The organism is Actinomadura sp. 9N407 (assembly GCF_044326315.1).
Taxonomy (GTDB): Bacteria; Actinomycetota; Actinomycetes; order Streptosporangiales; family Streptosporangiaceae; genus Spirillospora.
Genome location: NZ_JBIRAW010000002.1, coordinates 160023 through 175121 on the forward strand (window position 1 = coordinate 160023; position 15099 = coordinate 175121).

The following is a 15099-nucleotide window of genomic DNA, read 5'->3' on the forward strand; positions in this document are numbered from 1 at the left end:
GGGCTCAGAGGCGGTTCACTCCGGTGACCTTGAGGACGGCTTCGCCCGCCTCGTCGGAGCCTGTCAGGTCGACCTCGGCGGTGACGCCCCAGTCGTGGTGGCCCTCGGGGTCGTCGAAGACCTGGCGGACCCGCCAGAGGGCGTCCTCGGGGACCTCTTCGATCTGGAGCAGCTTGGGGCCGCGCGCGTCGGGGCCGGTCATGAGCTCGTCGTACTCCTCCCAGTAGCCCGCCATCGCCTCCCGCCAGCCGTCCGTGCCGAGCTCGGGGTCCAGCTCGCCGAGGTCCCAGTACCGCCCGAGCGCGGCCAGCTCCACCCGGCGGAACAGCGCGTTGCGTACCAGGACGCGGAACGCGCGGCCGTTCGCGGTGACCCTGGTGATCCGCTCCTCGATCACCTCGTCAGGATCGGCGGACGGGTTGGCCAGCTGCTCCCACTCGTCCAGCAGGCTGGAGTCGACCTGGCGGACCAGCTCGCCCAGCCACTCGATCAGGTCGATCAGATCATCGTTCTTGATCGACTCCGGCACGGTCTGCTGCAGTGCCTTGTACGCGCCCGACAGGTAGCGCAGCACCAGGCCCTCGCCGCGCGCCAGCTCGTAGTAGCCGATGTACTCGACGAACGTCATCGCCCGCTCGTACATGTCGCGGACGATCGACTTGGGGCGCAGCGGGTGGTCGCCGACCCACGGGTGGCCCGCGCGGTAGATCTCGTACGCGGCCTCCAGCTCCTCTTCCAGGGGCTTGGGGTAGTCGACGTCCTGGAGCAGCTCCATCCGCTCCTCGTACTCGATGCCCTCGGACTTCATCTCCTGGACGGCCTCGCCGCGCGCCTTGTTGAGCTGGGCCGCGACGATCTGGCGCGGATCGTCCAGGGTCGCCTCGATCACCGACAGGACGTCCAGCGCGTACGAGGGCGACCCGGGGTCCAGGATCTCGAACGTGGCCAGCGCGAACGTCGACAGCGGCTGGTTGAGCTGGAAGTCCTCCTGGAGATCCACGGTGATCCGGGCGTACCGGCCCTTCTCGTCCGGCTCGTCCAGGACCTCCACGACTCCCCCGGCCAGCAGCGACCGGTAGATCGCGATCGCCCGGGAGATGTGCCTTCGCTGCGCCGGGCGGTCCTCGTGGCTGTCGGTCAGCAGCCGCTTCATCGCCTGGTACGCGTTGCCGGGACGGGCGATCACCGACAGCAGCATCGCGTGGCTGACCTGGAACCGGGACCGCAGCATCTCCGGCTCGGCCGTCTGGAGCTTGACGAACGTCTCCTCGTCCCAGCCGACGAAGCCCTCGGGGGCCTTCTTGCGCTGGACCTTGCGCCGCTTCTTGGGGTCGTCGCCCGCCTTGGCCAGGGCCTTCTCGTTCTCGACCACATGCTCGGGGGCCTGCGCCACGACGTACCCGACGACGTCGAACCCGGCCCGGCCCGCACGTCCGGCGATCTGGTGGAACTCCCGGGCCCGCAGCCGCCGGACGCGGTGCCCGTCGTACTTGCTCAGCGCCGTGAACACCACCGTACGGATCGGGACGTTCACCCCGACGCCCAGCGTGTCCGTACCGCAGATGACCTTGAGCAGCCCGGCCTGCGCGAGCCGTTCGACCAGGCGTCGGTACTTGGGCAGCATCCCGGCGTGATGGACCCCGATCCCGTGCCGGACGAACCGCGAGAGGTTGCGCCCGAACTTGGTGGTGAACCGGAATCCGCCGATCAGCTCGGAGATCCGCGCCTTCTCCTCCTTGGTGCAGACGTTGACGCTCATCAGCGACTGCGCCCGCTCGATCGCCGCCGCCTGGGTGAAGTGCACCAGGTAGACCGGCGCCTTTTGCTCGCCCAGCAGCTCCTCGATCGTCTCGTGCAGGGGCGTGACGCGGTAGTCGTAGATCAGCGGTACGGGGCGTTCGGCCGAGGTCACCAGAGCCGTGGGCCGCCCGGTGCGCCGGGTCAGGTCCTTCTGGAAGAACTCGACGTCACCCAGCGTCGCCGACATCAGCACGAACTGGGTCTTCGGCAGCTCCAGGATCGGGATCTGCCATGCCCAGCCGCGCTCGGGCTCGGCGTAGAAGTGGAACTCGTCCATGACCACCAGGCCGACATCGGCGTCGGCGCCGTCCCGCAGCGCCATGTTGGCCAGGACCTCGGCCGTACAGCAGATGATCGGGGCATCGGAGTTGACGCTGGCGTCACCGGTCATCATCCCGACGTTCTCGCGCCCGAACATCTCGCACAGGTCGAAGAACTTCTCCGACACCAGCGCCTTGATCGGCGCCGTGTAGAACCCGACCTGATCACGCCCCAGGCTCGCGAACAGCGCCCCCGCCGCCACCAGGCTCTTGCCCGACCCGGTCGGCGTGGAAAGGATCACGTTCGCCCCGGAGACGGCCTCGATCAGCGCCTCCTCCTGCGCCGGGTACAGCGTGATCCCTTGCCCGGACACCCATCGCTCGAACGCCTCGTACGTCGAGTCGGGATCGGCGTCGGTACCGGAGGGGAGCAGATCGATGAGGTTCACCCCTCCATCCTGCCCCTGATCGCGCACTGCGCGTACCAACGCTGCCTGTACCGGCGCTGCCCGTACCAAGGCCGCCCCGGGCCCGGCCCGGCCGGTGGGCCCCGAATCTCTGCGAGTCCGGACCCGTCAGCCGGTGATCTCGGTGCGGTCGCCTCCCCAGAGGGTGTGGAACGAGCCTTCGCGGTCGGTACGGCGGTAGGTATGGGCACCGAAGAAGTCGCGCTGGCCCTGGGTGAGGGCGGCGGGCAAGCGCTGGGCCCGCAGGGAGTCGTAGTACGCGAGGGCCGTGGAGAAGCCCGGCGCCGGGATGCCCAGGCGGGCAGAGGTGGCGACGACGTTGCGCCAGGCGTCCTGGGCGTTGCCGAGGGCCTCGGCGAAGTGGTCGTCGGTCAGCAGGGTGGGGGTCGACGGGTCGGCCTCGTACGCGGCGCGGATCCGGTCCAGGAAGCGGGCGCGGATGATGCAGCCGCCGCGCCAGATCGTGGCCATGGCACCGGGGTCGATGTTCCAGCCGTACTCGGCGCTGCCGGCCTGGATCTGGTGGAAGCCCTGCGCGTACGCGACGATCTTGGAGGCGTACAGGGCCTGCTCGACGGCGTCGGCGAAGCCCGAGTCGTCCACCCGGGTACGGGACGGGCCGGGGAGGTTCTGGGACGCCTCGCGCAGGGCAGCGTGGCCGGAGACCGAGCGGGCGAACACGGCCTCGGCGATGCCTCCGACCGGAACTCCCAGGTCAAGCGCCGTCTGTACGGTCCAGCGGCCGGTGCCCTTCTGCTCGGCCTGGTCCAGCACGATGTCCACGAACGGCTTGCCGGTGGCGGAATCGGTGTGCGCCAGGACCTCGGCGGTGATCTCGATCAGGTACGACTCGAGCCGGCCGGTGTTCCAGGTGCGGAAGACCTCGGCGATCTCGGCCGGGGCCAGGCCCGCGCCGTGGCGGAGCAGGTCGTACGACTCGGCGATCAGCTGCATGTCGGCGTACTCGATGCCGTTGTGCACCATCTTGACGAAATGCCCGGCGCCGTCGGGGCCGACATGGGCGCAGCACGGCGTGCCGTCCACGTGGGCGGAGATGTCCTCCAGCAGGGGACCGAGCGCCTCGTACGACTCGGGCGAGCCGCCGGGCATGATGCTCGGGCCGTTCAGGGCGCCCTCCTCGCCGCCGGACACGCCGGTACCGACGAAGTGCAGGCCGCGCTCGCGCAGGGCGGCCTCGCGGCGCCGGGTGTCCAGGTAGTGGGCGTTGCCGCCGTCGACGATCATGTCGCCGGGCTCGAGCAGCGGGGCGTACTCGTCGATCACCGCGTCGGTGGGATCGCCGGCCTTCACCATGATCACCAGCCGGCGCGGCCGCTCCAGCGCCGCCACGAAGTCCTCGGGCCGTTCGGCCGGGACGAAGGTGCCCTCGTCGCCGAACTCCTCCACCAGGGCCTTCGTACGGGCCGGGGTGCGGTTGTGCACGGCGACGGGATGGCCGTGCCTGGCCAGGTTGCGGGCGAGATTGCGGCCCATGACCGCAAGCCCGGTGACACCGATGCGCGCCTTGTCCATGTGGAAGTCCTCCTTGGTTCAGGCCCTACCCCCGTTGTACGAGGGGCAACGCGGTGTTGTTCGAGTGAGCTCTCTCGTTCGGCTCACGCAGTCTCGTTCGGGACTTGCCGTCTCGTTCGGAGGACGCGCCGGTGCATGCCCTTGTTCCGGGAGGGAACGGCACAGATGGTGGAGATCGCACGCGTATCTCCACCAAAACACATGGTCACACGAACACATAGCGTTACTTGTACACACAGCGTTACTTGTACACACACTGTTGCTCGAACACGGCATTACTTGAACACGGCGTTACTTGACACAGTGACACTTGAACACCGGCGTCACTTGAACACCGGCGTCACTGAACACCGGCGTCACTGTTACGCAGTGTCGCCTGTACGCACTGGCCAGTTACGCATTGGCCGGTACAGACAGCGCAGTGCCACGAGAAGGGGAGCGATGCTGGGATTGCCGGAGAAGGCCGAGGCCTGCCTGTTCGACCTCGATGGGGTACTGACCCGTACCGCGGCGGTGCACGCGGCGGCGTGGAAGGAGATGTTCGACGGGTACCTGCGCGAACGTACGGACCGCGAACGTACGGGCGAGGCCTTCGTGCCGTTCGATCCGGTCACGGACTACGCGGCCTATGTGGACGGCAAGCGGCGCGAGGACGGCACGCGCTCGTTCCTGCTGTCGCGTGGCATCGAGTTGCCCGAGGGGTCACCGGACGACCCGCCCGAGGCGGAGACCGTACGGGGCCTGGGCAGCCGCAAGAACGCGCTGGTGCTGAAGCTGATCGAGGAACAGGGCGTGGAGACGTTCGAGGGATCGATCGACTACGTGCGGAAGGCGCGGGACGCCGGGCTGAAGACGGCCGTGGTGTCGTCCAGCGCCAACACCGTCCAGGTGCTGCGGACGGTGGGGATCACCGACCTGTTCGAGGCCCGGATCGACGGTGTGATCGCCGCCGAGCGGGACCTGCCCGGCAAGCCGGCACCCGACATGTTCATCGCGGGCGCCGAGGCCCTCGGCGTGGCACCCGAGCATGCGGTGGTCTTCGAGGACGCGCTGGCGGGCGTGGAGGCGGGCCGGGCCGGCGGGTTCGGGTACGTGGTCGGGGTCAACCGGATCGACGTCCGGCACGCGGCGGCACTCGTCGAGCGCGGCGCGGACGTGGTGGTGGACGACCTTTCCGAATTGCTCACCCCCGAAGACCTCTCCTCCCAAGACGAGCACGCCTCCGACGACGAGGAGACACGATGACGGAGCGGGACGTGCAGGACGTCTCGAGCCCGGGTACCACGGACCGGCCGGTGTACGCGGTGGATCCGTGGTGCGTCCGAGAGCCGGAACTGCGGATGGACCGGCTGCCGCAGGGCGAGTCGGTGTTCGCTCTGTCGAACGGGCATGTGGGGCTGCGCGGCAACCTGGACGAGGGCGAGCCGCATGGCCTGCCCGGCACCTATCTCAACTCCTTCTACGAGCAGCGCCCGCTGCCCTACGCCGAGGCCGGGTACGGCTATCCGGAGTCCGGGCAGACGGTCATCAACGTCACCAACGGCAAGCTGATCCGGCTGCTGGTGGACGACGAGCCGTTCGACGTACGGTACGGGCGGCTGCACAAGCACGAGCGGGTCCTGGACATGCGGGCCGGGACGCTGACCCGGCGGGTGGAGTGGAGCTCGCCGGCCGAGGACCGGGTCCGGATCACCTCGACCAGGATCGTGTCGCTGACCCAGCGGGCGATCGCGGCGATCTGCTACGAGGTCGAGCCGGTGGACGAGTCCGTCCGGATCGTGGTGCAGTCGGAGCTGGTGGCCAACGAGACGCTGCCCGATCTCGGCGACGATCCGCGGGTGGCGGCCGCGCTGGGCAGTCCGCTGGTGAGCGAGGAGCATGTACACAACGGCACCAAGGTCATCCTGGTGCACGCCACGAAGAAGAGCGGGCTGCGGATGGCCGCCGGGATGGCCCACGACATCGAGGGCCCGGGCCGGATGGCGGTGGACGCGGAGAGCTCGCCCGACGTCGGCCGGGTGACGGTGGCGACGCAGCTGGAGCCGGGCCAGAAGCTGCGGATCACCAAGTACATCGCGTACGGCTGGTCGTCGCGGCGGTCCCGGCCCGCCCTGCACGACCAGGTGGTGGCGGCGCTGGCCGCCGCCCGGCACACCGGCTGGGACGGCCTGCTCAAGCAGCAGAACGACTACCTGCACGACTTCTGGCGCGGCGCGGACGTGGAGATCGACGGCGACGCCGAGATCCAGCAGGCCGTGCGGTTCGGGCTCTTCCACGTCCTGCAGGCAGGGGCGCGGGCCGAACGCCGGATGATCCCCGCCAAGGGCCTGACCGGGCCCGGCTACGACGGGCACACGTTCTGGGACACCGAGACGTTCGTCCTGCCGGTACTGACCTACACCCATCCGTCCGCCGCGTCCGACGCGCTGGCCTGGCGGCACATGACGCTGCCGATGGCCTGCGAGCGCGCGAAGCAGCTCGGGCTGGCGGGGGCCACGTTCCCCTGGCGGACGATCCGGGGCCAGGAGTGCTCGGGCTACTGGCCCGCAGGGACGGCCGCGTTCCACATCAACGCCGACATCGCGGACGCGGTGGTGCGGTACGTGGACGCCACGCAGGACGAGCGGTTCGAGCGCGAGGTCGGGCTGCGGCTGATGGTGGAGACGGCCCGGCTGTGGCGCGGTCTCGGCCACCACGACGTGGAGGGCGTCTTCCGGATCGACGGCGTCACCGGGCCGGACGAGTACAGCGCGATCGCCGACAACAACGTCTACACCAACCTGATGGCGCGCCGGAACCTGCAGGAGGCCGCGACGATGGCGATGCGCCATCCCGACCTGGCCGAACAGCTCGGCGTGAGCACCGATGAGGCCGCCTCCTGGCGGAACGCGGCGGCGGCCATGCTGGTGCCGTACGACCAGCGGCTGGGCGTGCATCCGCAGAGCGAGGGCTTCACCAACCACGCCAAGTGGGACTTCGCGGGGACCAAGTCCGAGCATTACCCGCTGCTGCTGAACTTCCCGTACTTCGATCTCTACCGCAAGCAGGTCATCAAGCAGTCGGACCTGGTGCTGGCCATGCACCTGTGCGGAGAGGCGTTCACGCCCGAGCAGAAGCGCCGCAACTTCGAGTACTACGAGGCCCTGACCGTACGGGACTCCTCGCTGTCGGCGCAGAGCCAGGCCGTGATCGCGGCGGAGGTGGGGCAGCTGGACCTGGCCCACGACTACCTGGGCGAGACCGCGCTGATGGACCTGCACGACCTGGCCCGCAACACCCGCGACGGGCTCCACATCGCCTCGATGGCCGGGGCGTGGAGCGGCGTGGTGGCCGGTTTCGGCGGGATGCGCGCGGCGGACGGGTGCCTGTCGTTCTCGCCCCGGCTGCCCGAGGGGATCAGCCGGCTGGCGTTCCGGATGCGGTACCGGGACAACCGGATCCGGGTGATCATCCGGCCGGAGAGCGCCGTGTACGAGCTGCGCGAGGGACCCGGACTCAAGCTGCGGCACCACGGGGAGGAGTTCATGCTGGGCGACGAGCCGGCCGAACGTCCGATCAAGCCACTGTCGCCCACGCCTCGGCCCAGCCAGCCGCCGGGCCGCGAGCCGTCCCCACGCCGGTCCGATCCGCACATGCGCGACACACCATCGCCCAGGACCATCCCCTGAGCCACTCCCCCAGGCAGGCGGCGCTCTCTCAGCCGGCGGCGCTCATTCAAGCGCGCTGAGTTCGTTTAGCGAGCGCTGGACTTAGCGAGCGCTGGGTTAGCGAGCGCTGGCGCTGGGGTTAGCGAGCGCTGGGTTTTAGCCAGCGCTGCGTTGCAGGGGCTCCTTCGCGGTCGGGGCGCACGGGTCGCCGCAGTCCGCCTCGTTCCCGGTGCTCTCGGCGTCCCCGGCGTCCCCGGTGCTCCCGGCGGTCCGGTTGCTCCCGTCCGGGTCCTTGCGGGTGCATTCGACCATGAGGCGGCGGGGGCCTGGGCCCTCGTCGCCGAGCCGGTCGTAGGGGTTGGCGAGCGCGCAACTCTTGATCGACAGGCAGCCGCAGCCGATGCAGCCGGTGAGATCGTCGCGGAGCCGTTCCAGCTGGGCGATCCGGGTGTCGAGATCGGTGCGCCAGGTCTCCGACAGCCGCGCCCAGTCGTCGACGGTGGGCGTCCGGCCCTCGGGCAGCGTGCCGAGGGCGTCCTTGATCTGGCTCAGCGGGATCCCGACCCGCTGCGAGATCTTGATGAACGAGACCCGGCGCAACGTGTCGCGGGCGAACCGGCGCTGGTTGCCGGCCGTACGTCGGCTGCTGATCAGCCCCTTGGCCTCGTAGAAGTGCAGGGCGGACACCGCGACCCCGCTGCGTTCGGCGAGTTGACCCACGGTCAGCTCGTGCACCCTGTATTCCAAGCGCGTCATGCGAGGCACCCTACCCGATCCTCAAGCAGGGTTGAGGTTACTGTCGGCGGGGGCACGAGTCGGGCTACACGAGTCGGGCGGCACTCGCCAGGCGGCACGAGTCGGGCTACACGAGCCAGGCTGCACGAGTCGGGACCGCCGGAATCGGGGGTGTTTCGGATGAAGATCAATTAACGTCCCCTCATGCGCCTCTACTCCGGAACGTCCGATCTGCGCGCGATGCAGGCCCTCACCCAGCGCCTCGGGCCCCGGGACGCGCGCTGGCATATCGGCGAGCTCGTCTGGTACCGCTACGCGACCCTCCCGCCGGCCGCTCCCGGCCGGGCTCCCGAGGATCTCGACCGCGATCCGTCACTGCCGACCGCCCTGTGGGAACGCGATGGCGAGATCGCCGCGTGGGCGTGGGTGGACCGCCCCGCCGAGCTCAGCCTGCATCACGATCCCGCCTACCCGGAACTGGTGGACGAGATCCTGCGGTGGTTCGACGAGACCGCCCAGGGCGACCGACGTACCGTCACGGTGCTGGACGCCGAGACGGATCTCATCGACGCGCTTCGGCGGCATGGCTACCGGGAGGAGACGGGGACGGGAGACGAGGAGGGGCACCACGACGAGGACCCGTTCTTCATCCATCTGCGCCGTGACCTGGCCGGGCTGCCGGAGCCTGTGGTGCCCGCCGGTTACACGCTGCGTCCCGTACGGGACGAGCGGGACGCGGCGGTCAGGGCGGCGGCGCACCGGGCGGCGTTCTCGCGCCCGGACGCGCCGTCCAAGGTCACCGAGGCGTCCTACGCGCGGATGATGGGCATCTGGCCGTACCGGACGGACCTGGACTGGCTGGTCGAGGCCTCCGACGGTACGCCGGTCGCGTTCTGTCTGGTGTGGCCGGACGAGCACAACCGCGAGGCAGTCCTGGAGCCGGTCGGGACCGATCCCGGCCACCGGCGGCTCGGCTTGGCCAGCGCCGCCATCCTCGGGGCTCTGCACACCGCCCGGGGGCTCGGCATGGAGACGGCGCGGGTCGCGGCCCGGGGAGACGAGGCCTACCCGTCGGCGCGCGCCACGTACCGTTCCCTGGGCTTCCGCCGTACGGGGCGCAACGTCGACTTCGTCCGGTGATCCTTGCCCGGAACGTGTGAGCGGGCCGCGACGACATTGGCGCGGCCCGCTTCAGGTGTTCAGACGTTCTTGCTGCCGTGTGCTCTCCGGCGGGGCTAGCCCGGTCTCAAAGTGGCTCGGCCACCGCGCGAGCGCGTTACCTGGGCCGGGTTTTTAAGAGCACGGCTAGTGGCCCAGGCGGTTCACCAGGGCGTTGTACTCGTCCCACAGCTCCTTGGGCAGGTGGTCGCCGAAGGTGTTGAAGTGCTCGGGCACCAGCGCCGCCTCCTGCTTCCAGACCTCGGTGTCGACCGTGAGCAGGGTCTCCAGGTCGGCGTCGGCGAGCTCCAGGCCGTCGGTGTCCAGGGCGTCCTTGGTCGGCAGGTGGCCGATCGGGGACTTGACGGCGTCGGCCTGCCCGTTGAGGCGCTCCACGATCCACTTGAGCACGCGGCTGTTCTCGCCGAAGCCGGGCCAGATGAACTTGCCGTCGGCGTTCTTGCGGAACCAGTTGACGTAGTAGATCCGGGGCAGCTTCTCGGCCTCGGTCGACTTGCCGATCTTCAGCCAGTGGCCGAAGTAGTCGCCCATGTTGTAGCCGCAGAACGGCAGCATGGCGAACGGGTCGCGGCGCAGCTCGCCGACCTTGCCCTCGGCCGCGGCGGTCTTCTCGGAGGCCACGTTGGCGCCGAGGAACACGCCCTGCTGCCAGTCGAAGGACTCGGTGACCAGCGGCACCGCGCTGGCCCGGCGGCCGCCGAACAGGATCGCCGAGATCGGGACGCCCTTGGGGTCCTCCCACTCGTCGGCGATGATCGGGCACTGGCCGGCCGGCGTGGTGAAGCGGGCGTTCGGGTGCGCGGCGGGGGTCTCGGACTGGGGCGTCCAGTCGTTGCCCTTCCAGTCGGTCAGGTGCGCCGGCGCCTCGTCCGTCAGCCCCTCCCACCACACGTCGCCATCGTCGGTGAGCGCGACGTTGGTGAAGATGCTGTTGCCCCACAGGGTCTTGACCGCGTTGGCGTTGGTGGAGTCACCGGTGCCGGGCGCGACGCCGAAGAACCCGGCCTCGGGGTTGATCGCGTAGAGCCGGCCGTCCTCGCCGAACCGCATCCAGGCGATGTCGTCGCCGATCGTCTCGACCTTCCAGCCGGGAATGGTCGGCTGGAGCATGGCGAGGTTGGTCTTGCCGCAGGCGGACGGGAACGCGGCGGCGACGTAGCGGGTCTCGCCGGTGGGCGGGGTGAGCTTGAGGACGAGCATGTGCTCGGCCATCCAGCCCTCGTCCCGGGCCATCGTGGAGGCGATCCGCAGCGCGTAGCACTTCTTGCCCAGCAGCGCGTTGCCGCCGTAGCCGGACCCGTACGACCAGATCTCGCGGGTCTCGGGGAAGTGCGTGATGTACTTGGTGGAGTTGCACGGCCACGGCACGTCGGCCTGGCCGGGCTCCAGCGGCGCGCCGACCGAGTGCACGGCCTTGACGAACGAGCCGCGCTCCTCGATGAGCCGCAGCGCCCCGGCGCCCATCCGCGTCATGATCTTCATCGAGACGGCGACGTAGGCCGAGTCGGTGATCTCCACGCCGAGCTGGGAGATGTTGCCGCCGAGCGGCCCCATGCAGAACGGCACCACGTACATGGTGCGGCCCTTCATGCACCCCTTGAAGAGCTTGCCGAGGGTCTCGTGCATCTCGGCGGGCGCGGTCCAGTGGTTAGTGGGACCGGCGTCCTCTTCCTTTTCGGAGCAGATGAACGTGCGGTCCTCTACTCGCGCGACGTCGGTGGGGTCGGACGCGGCGTAGAAGCTGTTGGGCCGTTTCTCGGGATTGAGGCGTTTCAGCGTGCCCTGCTCCACGAGGAGGCCGGTGAGGCGCTCCCATTCGGCCTCGGACCCGTCGCACCATTCGATTCGGTCCGGCTGGGTCAGCTCGGCGATCCCGCGCACCCAGTCAATCAGCGCGGTGTGACTGGTGGGGGCCTGGTCGCGGCCTGGGGCCGACGACGCAGTGACCTGGTTGGACACGGGCAACTCCTTCAGCTCTTCGCAGGATCTTTGCATCATGAACAAAAGGCGACGTCTTTGCCATTTGGTCTGGACCAATCGGCACGGCTTTTGGGGCCTGCGCTCCGCTTATGTGACTGACATCACGCCGACATACCTTGATCCGGGCGACCGGCCATGACTCCGGTATGACGAAGTTCACGCCGGGTATACATGAGTTTCGGTTGCCTTGACGGCTAGCCATACCCGGCTTCCTTCGACCAATTCGAGTTCCGCGACGGCGCCGGGGGTCACGTCCGCCGCCGCGGCGAGCGGCGGGCCGTCCAGACGGACCCGGACCCGGTCCCCCTGGCGCTCCACCGCCGCGACCCGGGCCGGCCACAGGTTGCGCGGGCTCCCGTCCGGCCGGGACCGGTAGATCGCCACCGCGGATGGCGCGAAGGCAACGAAAACCTCACCCTCGATGCGATCGATGGTGTCGAGGTGAATGGTGTCCGGGTGAGGAGTGTCCGGGTGAGGGGTGTCCGGGTGAGGGGTGTCCGGGTGAGGGGTGTCCGGGCGTCCGCTGGTGTCGCGGAGGGTGACCGTTCCGGCCGATGCGTGTCCCCGGTAGAGGTTCAGGCCGACCAGGCGCGCCACGTACCCGGTCCTGGGGCGGCGTGCCACTTCGGCGGGTTCGCCCTCCTGGACGACCCGGCCGCCTTCCAGCACCACCAGCCGGTCCGCGAGCACCATGGCGTCCAGGGGGTCGTGCGTGACCACGACGGCGGCGCCCTCGAAGCCGGCCAGATGGCGTCGCAGCGCCGCCCGGATCTCCAGCCGGGTGTGCGCGTCCAAGGCCGAGAGCGGCTCGTCCAGAAGCAGCAGGCCGGGACGTACCGCCAAGGCCCGTGCGAGCGCCACCCGCTGCGCCTGGCCGCCTGAGAGCGCCCTGGGACGGGTGGAGGCGTACTCGGCCAGCCCGACCCGTTCCAGCCATCCGGCCGCCTGGTGGCGGGCCTCGCGCCTGCTCGTCCCCTGGCAGCGCAGCCCGAACGCGACGTTCTCCAGAGCGCTCAGATGCGGGAACAGCAGGTAGTCCTGGAAGACCATGCCGATCCGGCGCCGCTCGGGCGGCAGCGCGTGGACGTCGGCCTCGTCCACCCGGATGTGTCCCGCGCCCGCGACCATCGGCGTCAGGCCGGCCAGCGCGCGCAGCGCGGTGCTCTTGCCCGCGCCGTTGGGTCCGAGCAGGGCCACGACCTCACCGGGCGCCACGGTCATCGCCATGTCCAGCTCGAACGACCCGCGCCGTACGACCAGCCGCGCGTCCAGCCCCTTCACGCCGTGCCCCTTCACGCCCTGCCCCTTCACGCCCTGCCCCTTCACGCGGTGCCTCCGGCGCCCGTCCACCTGTCGCGGAGGGCGACCAGCACCAGGACCGAGACCGCCAGCAGCACCAGGCTGAGCACGATCGCCGCCTGCGGATCGGACTCCAGTGCGAGGTAGACCGCCAGTGGCATGGTCTGCGTCCGGCCCGGGAAGTTGCCCGCGAACGTGATCGTCGCCCCGAACTCCCCCAGCGCCCGCGCCCAGCACAGCACCGCCCCGGCCGCGACGCCGGGCGCCACCAGCGGCAGCGTGACCCGGCGGAACGTGGTCCAGCGCGTGGCACCGAGCGTCGCGGCCGCCTCCTCGTACCGCAGATCGGCGGCCCGCAGGGCGCCCTCCACGCTGATCACCAGGAACGGCATCGCCACGAACGTCTCGGCCAGGACCACCCCGGCGGTCGTGAACGGCAGCGTGATCCCGAACGTGGCGTCCAGCCATTGCCCGACCAGCCCGCGCCGTCCCAGCACCAGCAGCAGCGCCACGCCGCCCACCACCGGCGGCAGCACGAGCGGGACGGTCACCAGCGCCCGCACCAGCCGGGCGCCGCGGAACGGGACGCGCGCCAGCAGCCAGGCCAGCGGCACACCGAACAGCAGGCACAGCACCGTGGCCAAGGTGGCGCTGACCAGCGACAACCGCAACGCTTCCAGCACCTGCGGCTCGGCCAGGCGGGTACCGAGCGTCGACCACGGCGCGCGGATCAGCAGCCCGGCCAGCGGCAGGACGAGGAAGGCCAGAGCCAGCAGCGCCGGCACCATCAAGATCAGGGGCGGCCGGCCGGGCGGGCTCTCGTTCACCGGCCCCTTGGCCCGCGCGCCCGTCAGTACGCGCCGCATGGCCTCACGGGGCCTCGAACCCCGCCCCCGTCAGCGTGGACCGGCCCTGACCGGACCGTACGAGCTGGACGAACTCCCGGGCGAGCGCCTGCTGGGGCGCCTTGTCCAGGACGGCGATCGGGTAGTCGTTGACGGCCTTGGCCGACTCGGGGAAGTCCACGCCCTGGACCTCGGACGCCGCCGATCTCACATCGGTGCGGTAGACCAGGCCCGCGTCGGCCTCCCCCATCCGGACCTTGGTCAGCACGGCCTTGACGTCCTGCTCCTGGGACACGGGACGTACCCGTACACCGGCCGCGTCAAGGGCCTTCCCGGCCGCGGCCCCGCACGGGACCTGCTCGGCGCAGAGCACGACCTTGAGCCCCGGCCGCGCCAGATCCCGCAGGCTCCGTACCCCTGTGGCCGCGCCGGCACCTGAGGAAGGGCCGGATCCGCCGTCCTTGGGCAGGGCGATCACGAGCCGGTTCCTGGCGAAGACCTGCGTCTGCCCGGCCTTCACCGCGCCGGCGTCGGTGGCCTTGTTCATCGTGGTGGTGTCGGCGGTGGCGAACACGTCCGCCGGGGCGCCCTCGACGATCTGCCGGGCCAGCGTGGAGCTACCGCCGAAGCTGAACCGGACCTTCACCCCCGGATGCGAGGCCTCGAAGGACCGACCCAGCGAGGTGAACGTCTCGGTGAGCGACGCCGCGGCGAACACCGTCAGCGTCCTGCCGTCGCTCCCGTCCCCCGACGCCCCGGTGTCGCCGCATCCGGCCAGGACCGCCGGCAGCATCGCGATCAGCCCCGCGGCGACGCCCCTGCGCAGGGAACCGCCCCTCACCCGGCCGTTCACCCCGGCGTTCACTCGGTCAGTTCCACTACGACGTTGGTGGACTTCACCACGGCCTCGGCGACCACCCCGATCTCCAGCCCGAGCTCGTCGGCGGCCTCGCGGCTCATCAGCGAGACCACCCGGAACGGGCCCGCCTGGATTTCGACCTGGGCCATCACCCCGTCGCGCCGGACGTCGGTGACGATGCCGCGCATCCGGTTGCGCGCCGACGAGAACCGGACGCCGTCCTCGGCCGACTGGGCGCCGCCTCCCCGCCGCGCGGTGTCGCGTACGAAGGCGGCCAGGTCGGCGGCCGGAACGATCCGGTGCCCGTGCTCGTCGCGGGACGCCGCCAGCCTGCCGCCGTCCACCCAGCGGCGGACCGTGTCCGGGCTCACCCCGAGCAGGGCGGCCGCCTCACTGATCCTGAACGTCGTCACCGGACCAGCCTAACCTGCCACACTCGTCGCACCTGCCAGGCCATAGGCCTCAGAAGGCCAGAACATGCAAGGGCAGCAAGCC

10 protein-coding genes and 1 pseudogene are annotated in these 15099 nt (G+C 70.3%); 3 read left to right on the top strand and 8 right to left on the bottom strand.

Translation table 11 applies throughout. From position 1 onward, the window contains the following. Positions 1-4: 4 nt before the first annotated feature. Entirely contained in the window at positions 5-2509 is a 2505-nt protein-coding gene (locus tag ACH34Q_RS03460; protein WP_395981238.1) for a DEAD/DEAH box helicase, read from the bottom strand. 126 nt (positions 2510-2635) lie between these two features. After that, positions 2636-4060, bottom strand: coding sequence for an NADP-dependent phosphogluconate dehydrogenase (gndA, locus tag ACH34Q_RS03465; protein ID WP_395981239.1), 1425 nt, complete (start codon positions 4058-4060; stop codon positions 2636-2638). A 441-nt stretch (positions 4061-4501) separates the two neighbouring features. Between gndA and ACH34Q_RS03470 the strand changes: the two genes are divergently transcribed. Both ACH34Q_RS03470 and ACH34Q_RS03475 read left to right on the top strand, forming a co-directional pair. Further along, the gene (locus tag ACH34Q_RS03470) at positions 4502-5305 is read left to right on the top strand and encodes an HAD family hydrolase (protein ID WP_395981240.1); all 804 of its coding nucleotides are present in this window, start codon (positions 4502-4504) and stop codon (positions 5303-5305) included. Then, entirely contained in the window at positions 5302-7728 is a 2427-nt protein-coding gene (locus ACH34Q_RS03475; protein ID WP_395981241.1) for a glycoside hydrolase family 65 protein, read from the top strand. Before ACH34Q_RS03470 ends, ACH34Q_RS03475 begins: the two co-directional genes overlap by 4 nt. Before the next feature lie 267 nt (positions 7729-7995). Here ACH34Q_RS03475 and soxR read toward each other — a convergent pair. Continuing rightward, positions 7996-8463, bottom strand: a pseudogene (soxR, locus tag ACH34Q_RS03480) (redox-sensitive transcriptional activator SoxR); the annotation flags it as partial. 183 nt (positions 8464-8646) lie between these two features. Here soxR and ACH34Q_RS03485 point away from each other — a divergent pair. Beyond that, positions 8647-9582 (top strand): GNAT family N-acetyltransferase, encoded by a 936-nt coding sequence (locus tag ACH34Q_RS03485; protein WP_395981242.1) that lies wholly within the window; start codon positions 8647-8649, stop codon positions 9580-9582. A 165-nt stretch (positions 9583-9747) separates the two neighbouring features. Here the strand turns inward: ACH34Q_RS03485 and ACH34Q_RS03490 are convergent, their stop codons facing one another. The 5 genes from ACH34Q_RS03490 to ACH34Q_RS03510 all read right to left on the bottom strand — a co-directional run bounded on the left by ACH34Q_RS03490 (position 9748) and on the right by ACH34Q_RS03510 (position 15017). After that, positions 9748-11586: a phosphoenolpyruvate carboxykinase (GTP) gene (locus ACH34Q_RS03490; RefSeq protein ID WP_395981621.1), complete on the bottom strand. Its 1839-nt coding sequence runs from the start codon at positions 11584-11586 to the stop codon at positions 9748-9750. Between the two features lie 171 nt (positions 11587-11757). Then, positions 11758-12828, bottom strand: coding sequence for an ABC transporter ATP-binding protein (locus ACH34Q_RS03495; RefSeq protein ID WP_395981622.1), 1071 nt, complete (start codon positions 12826-12828; stop codon positions 11758-11760). Positions 12829-12923: 95 nt separating this feature from the next. After that, positions 12924-13766, bottom strand: a complete 843-nt coding sequence (locus ACH34Q_RS03500; RefSeq protein ID WP_395981243.1) for an ABC transporter permease — start codon at positions 13764-13766, stop codon at positions 12924-12926. Positions 13767-13770: 4 nt separating this feature from the next. Further along, entirely contained in the window at positions 13771-14538 is a 768-nt protein-coding gene (gene modA / locus ACH34Q_RS03505) for a molybdate ABC transporter substrate-binding protein (protein ID WP_395981623.1), read from the bottom strand. Positions 14539-14606: 68 nt separating this feature from the next. Continuing rightward, positions 14607-15017 carry a molybdopterin-binding protein gene (locus ACH34Q_RS03510; protein ID WP_395981244.1) on the bottom strand — a complete coding sequence of 137 codons (411 nt, stop codon included), beginning with the start codon at positions 15015-15017 and terminating at the stop codon, positions 14607-14609. Between the last annotated feature and the right edge of the window lie 82 nt (positions 15018-15099).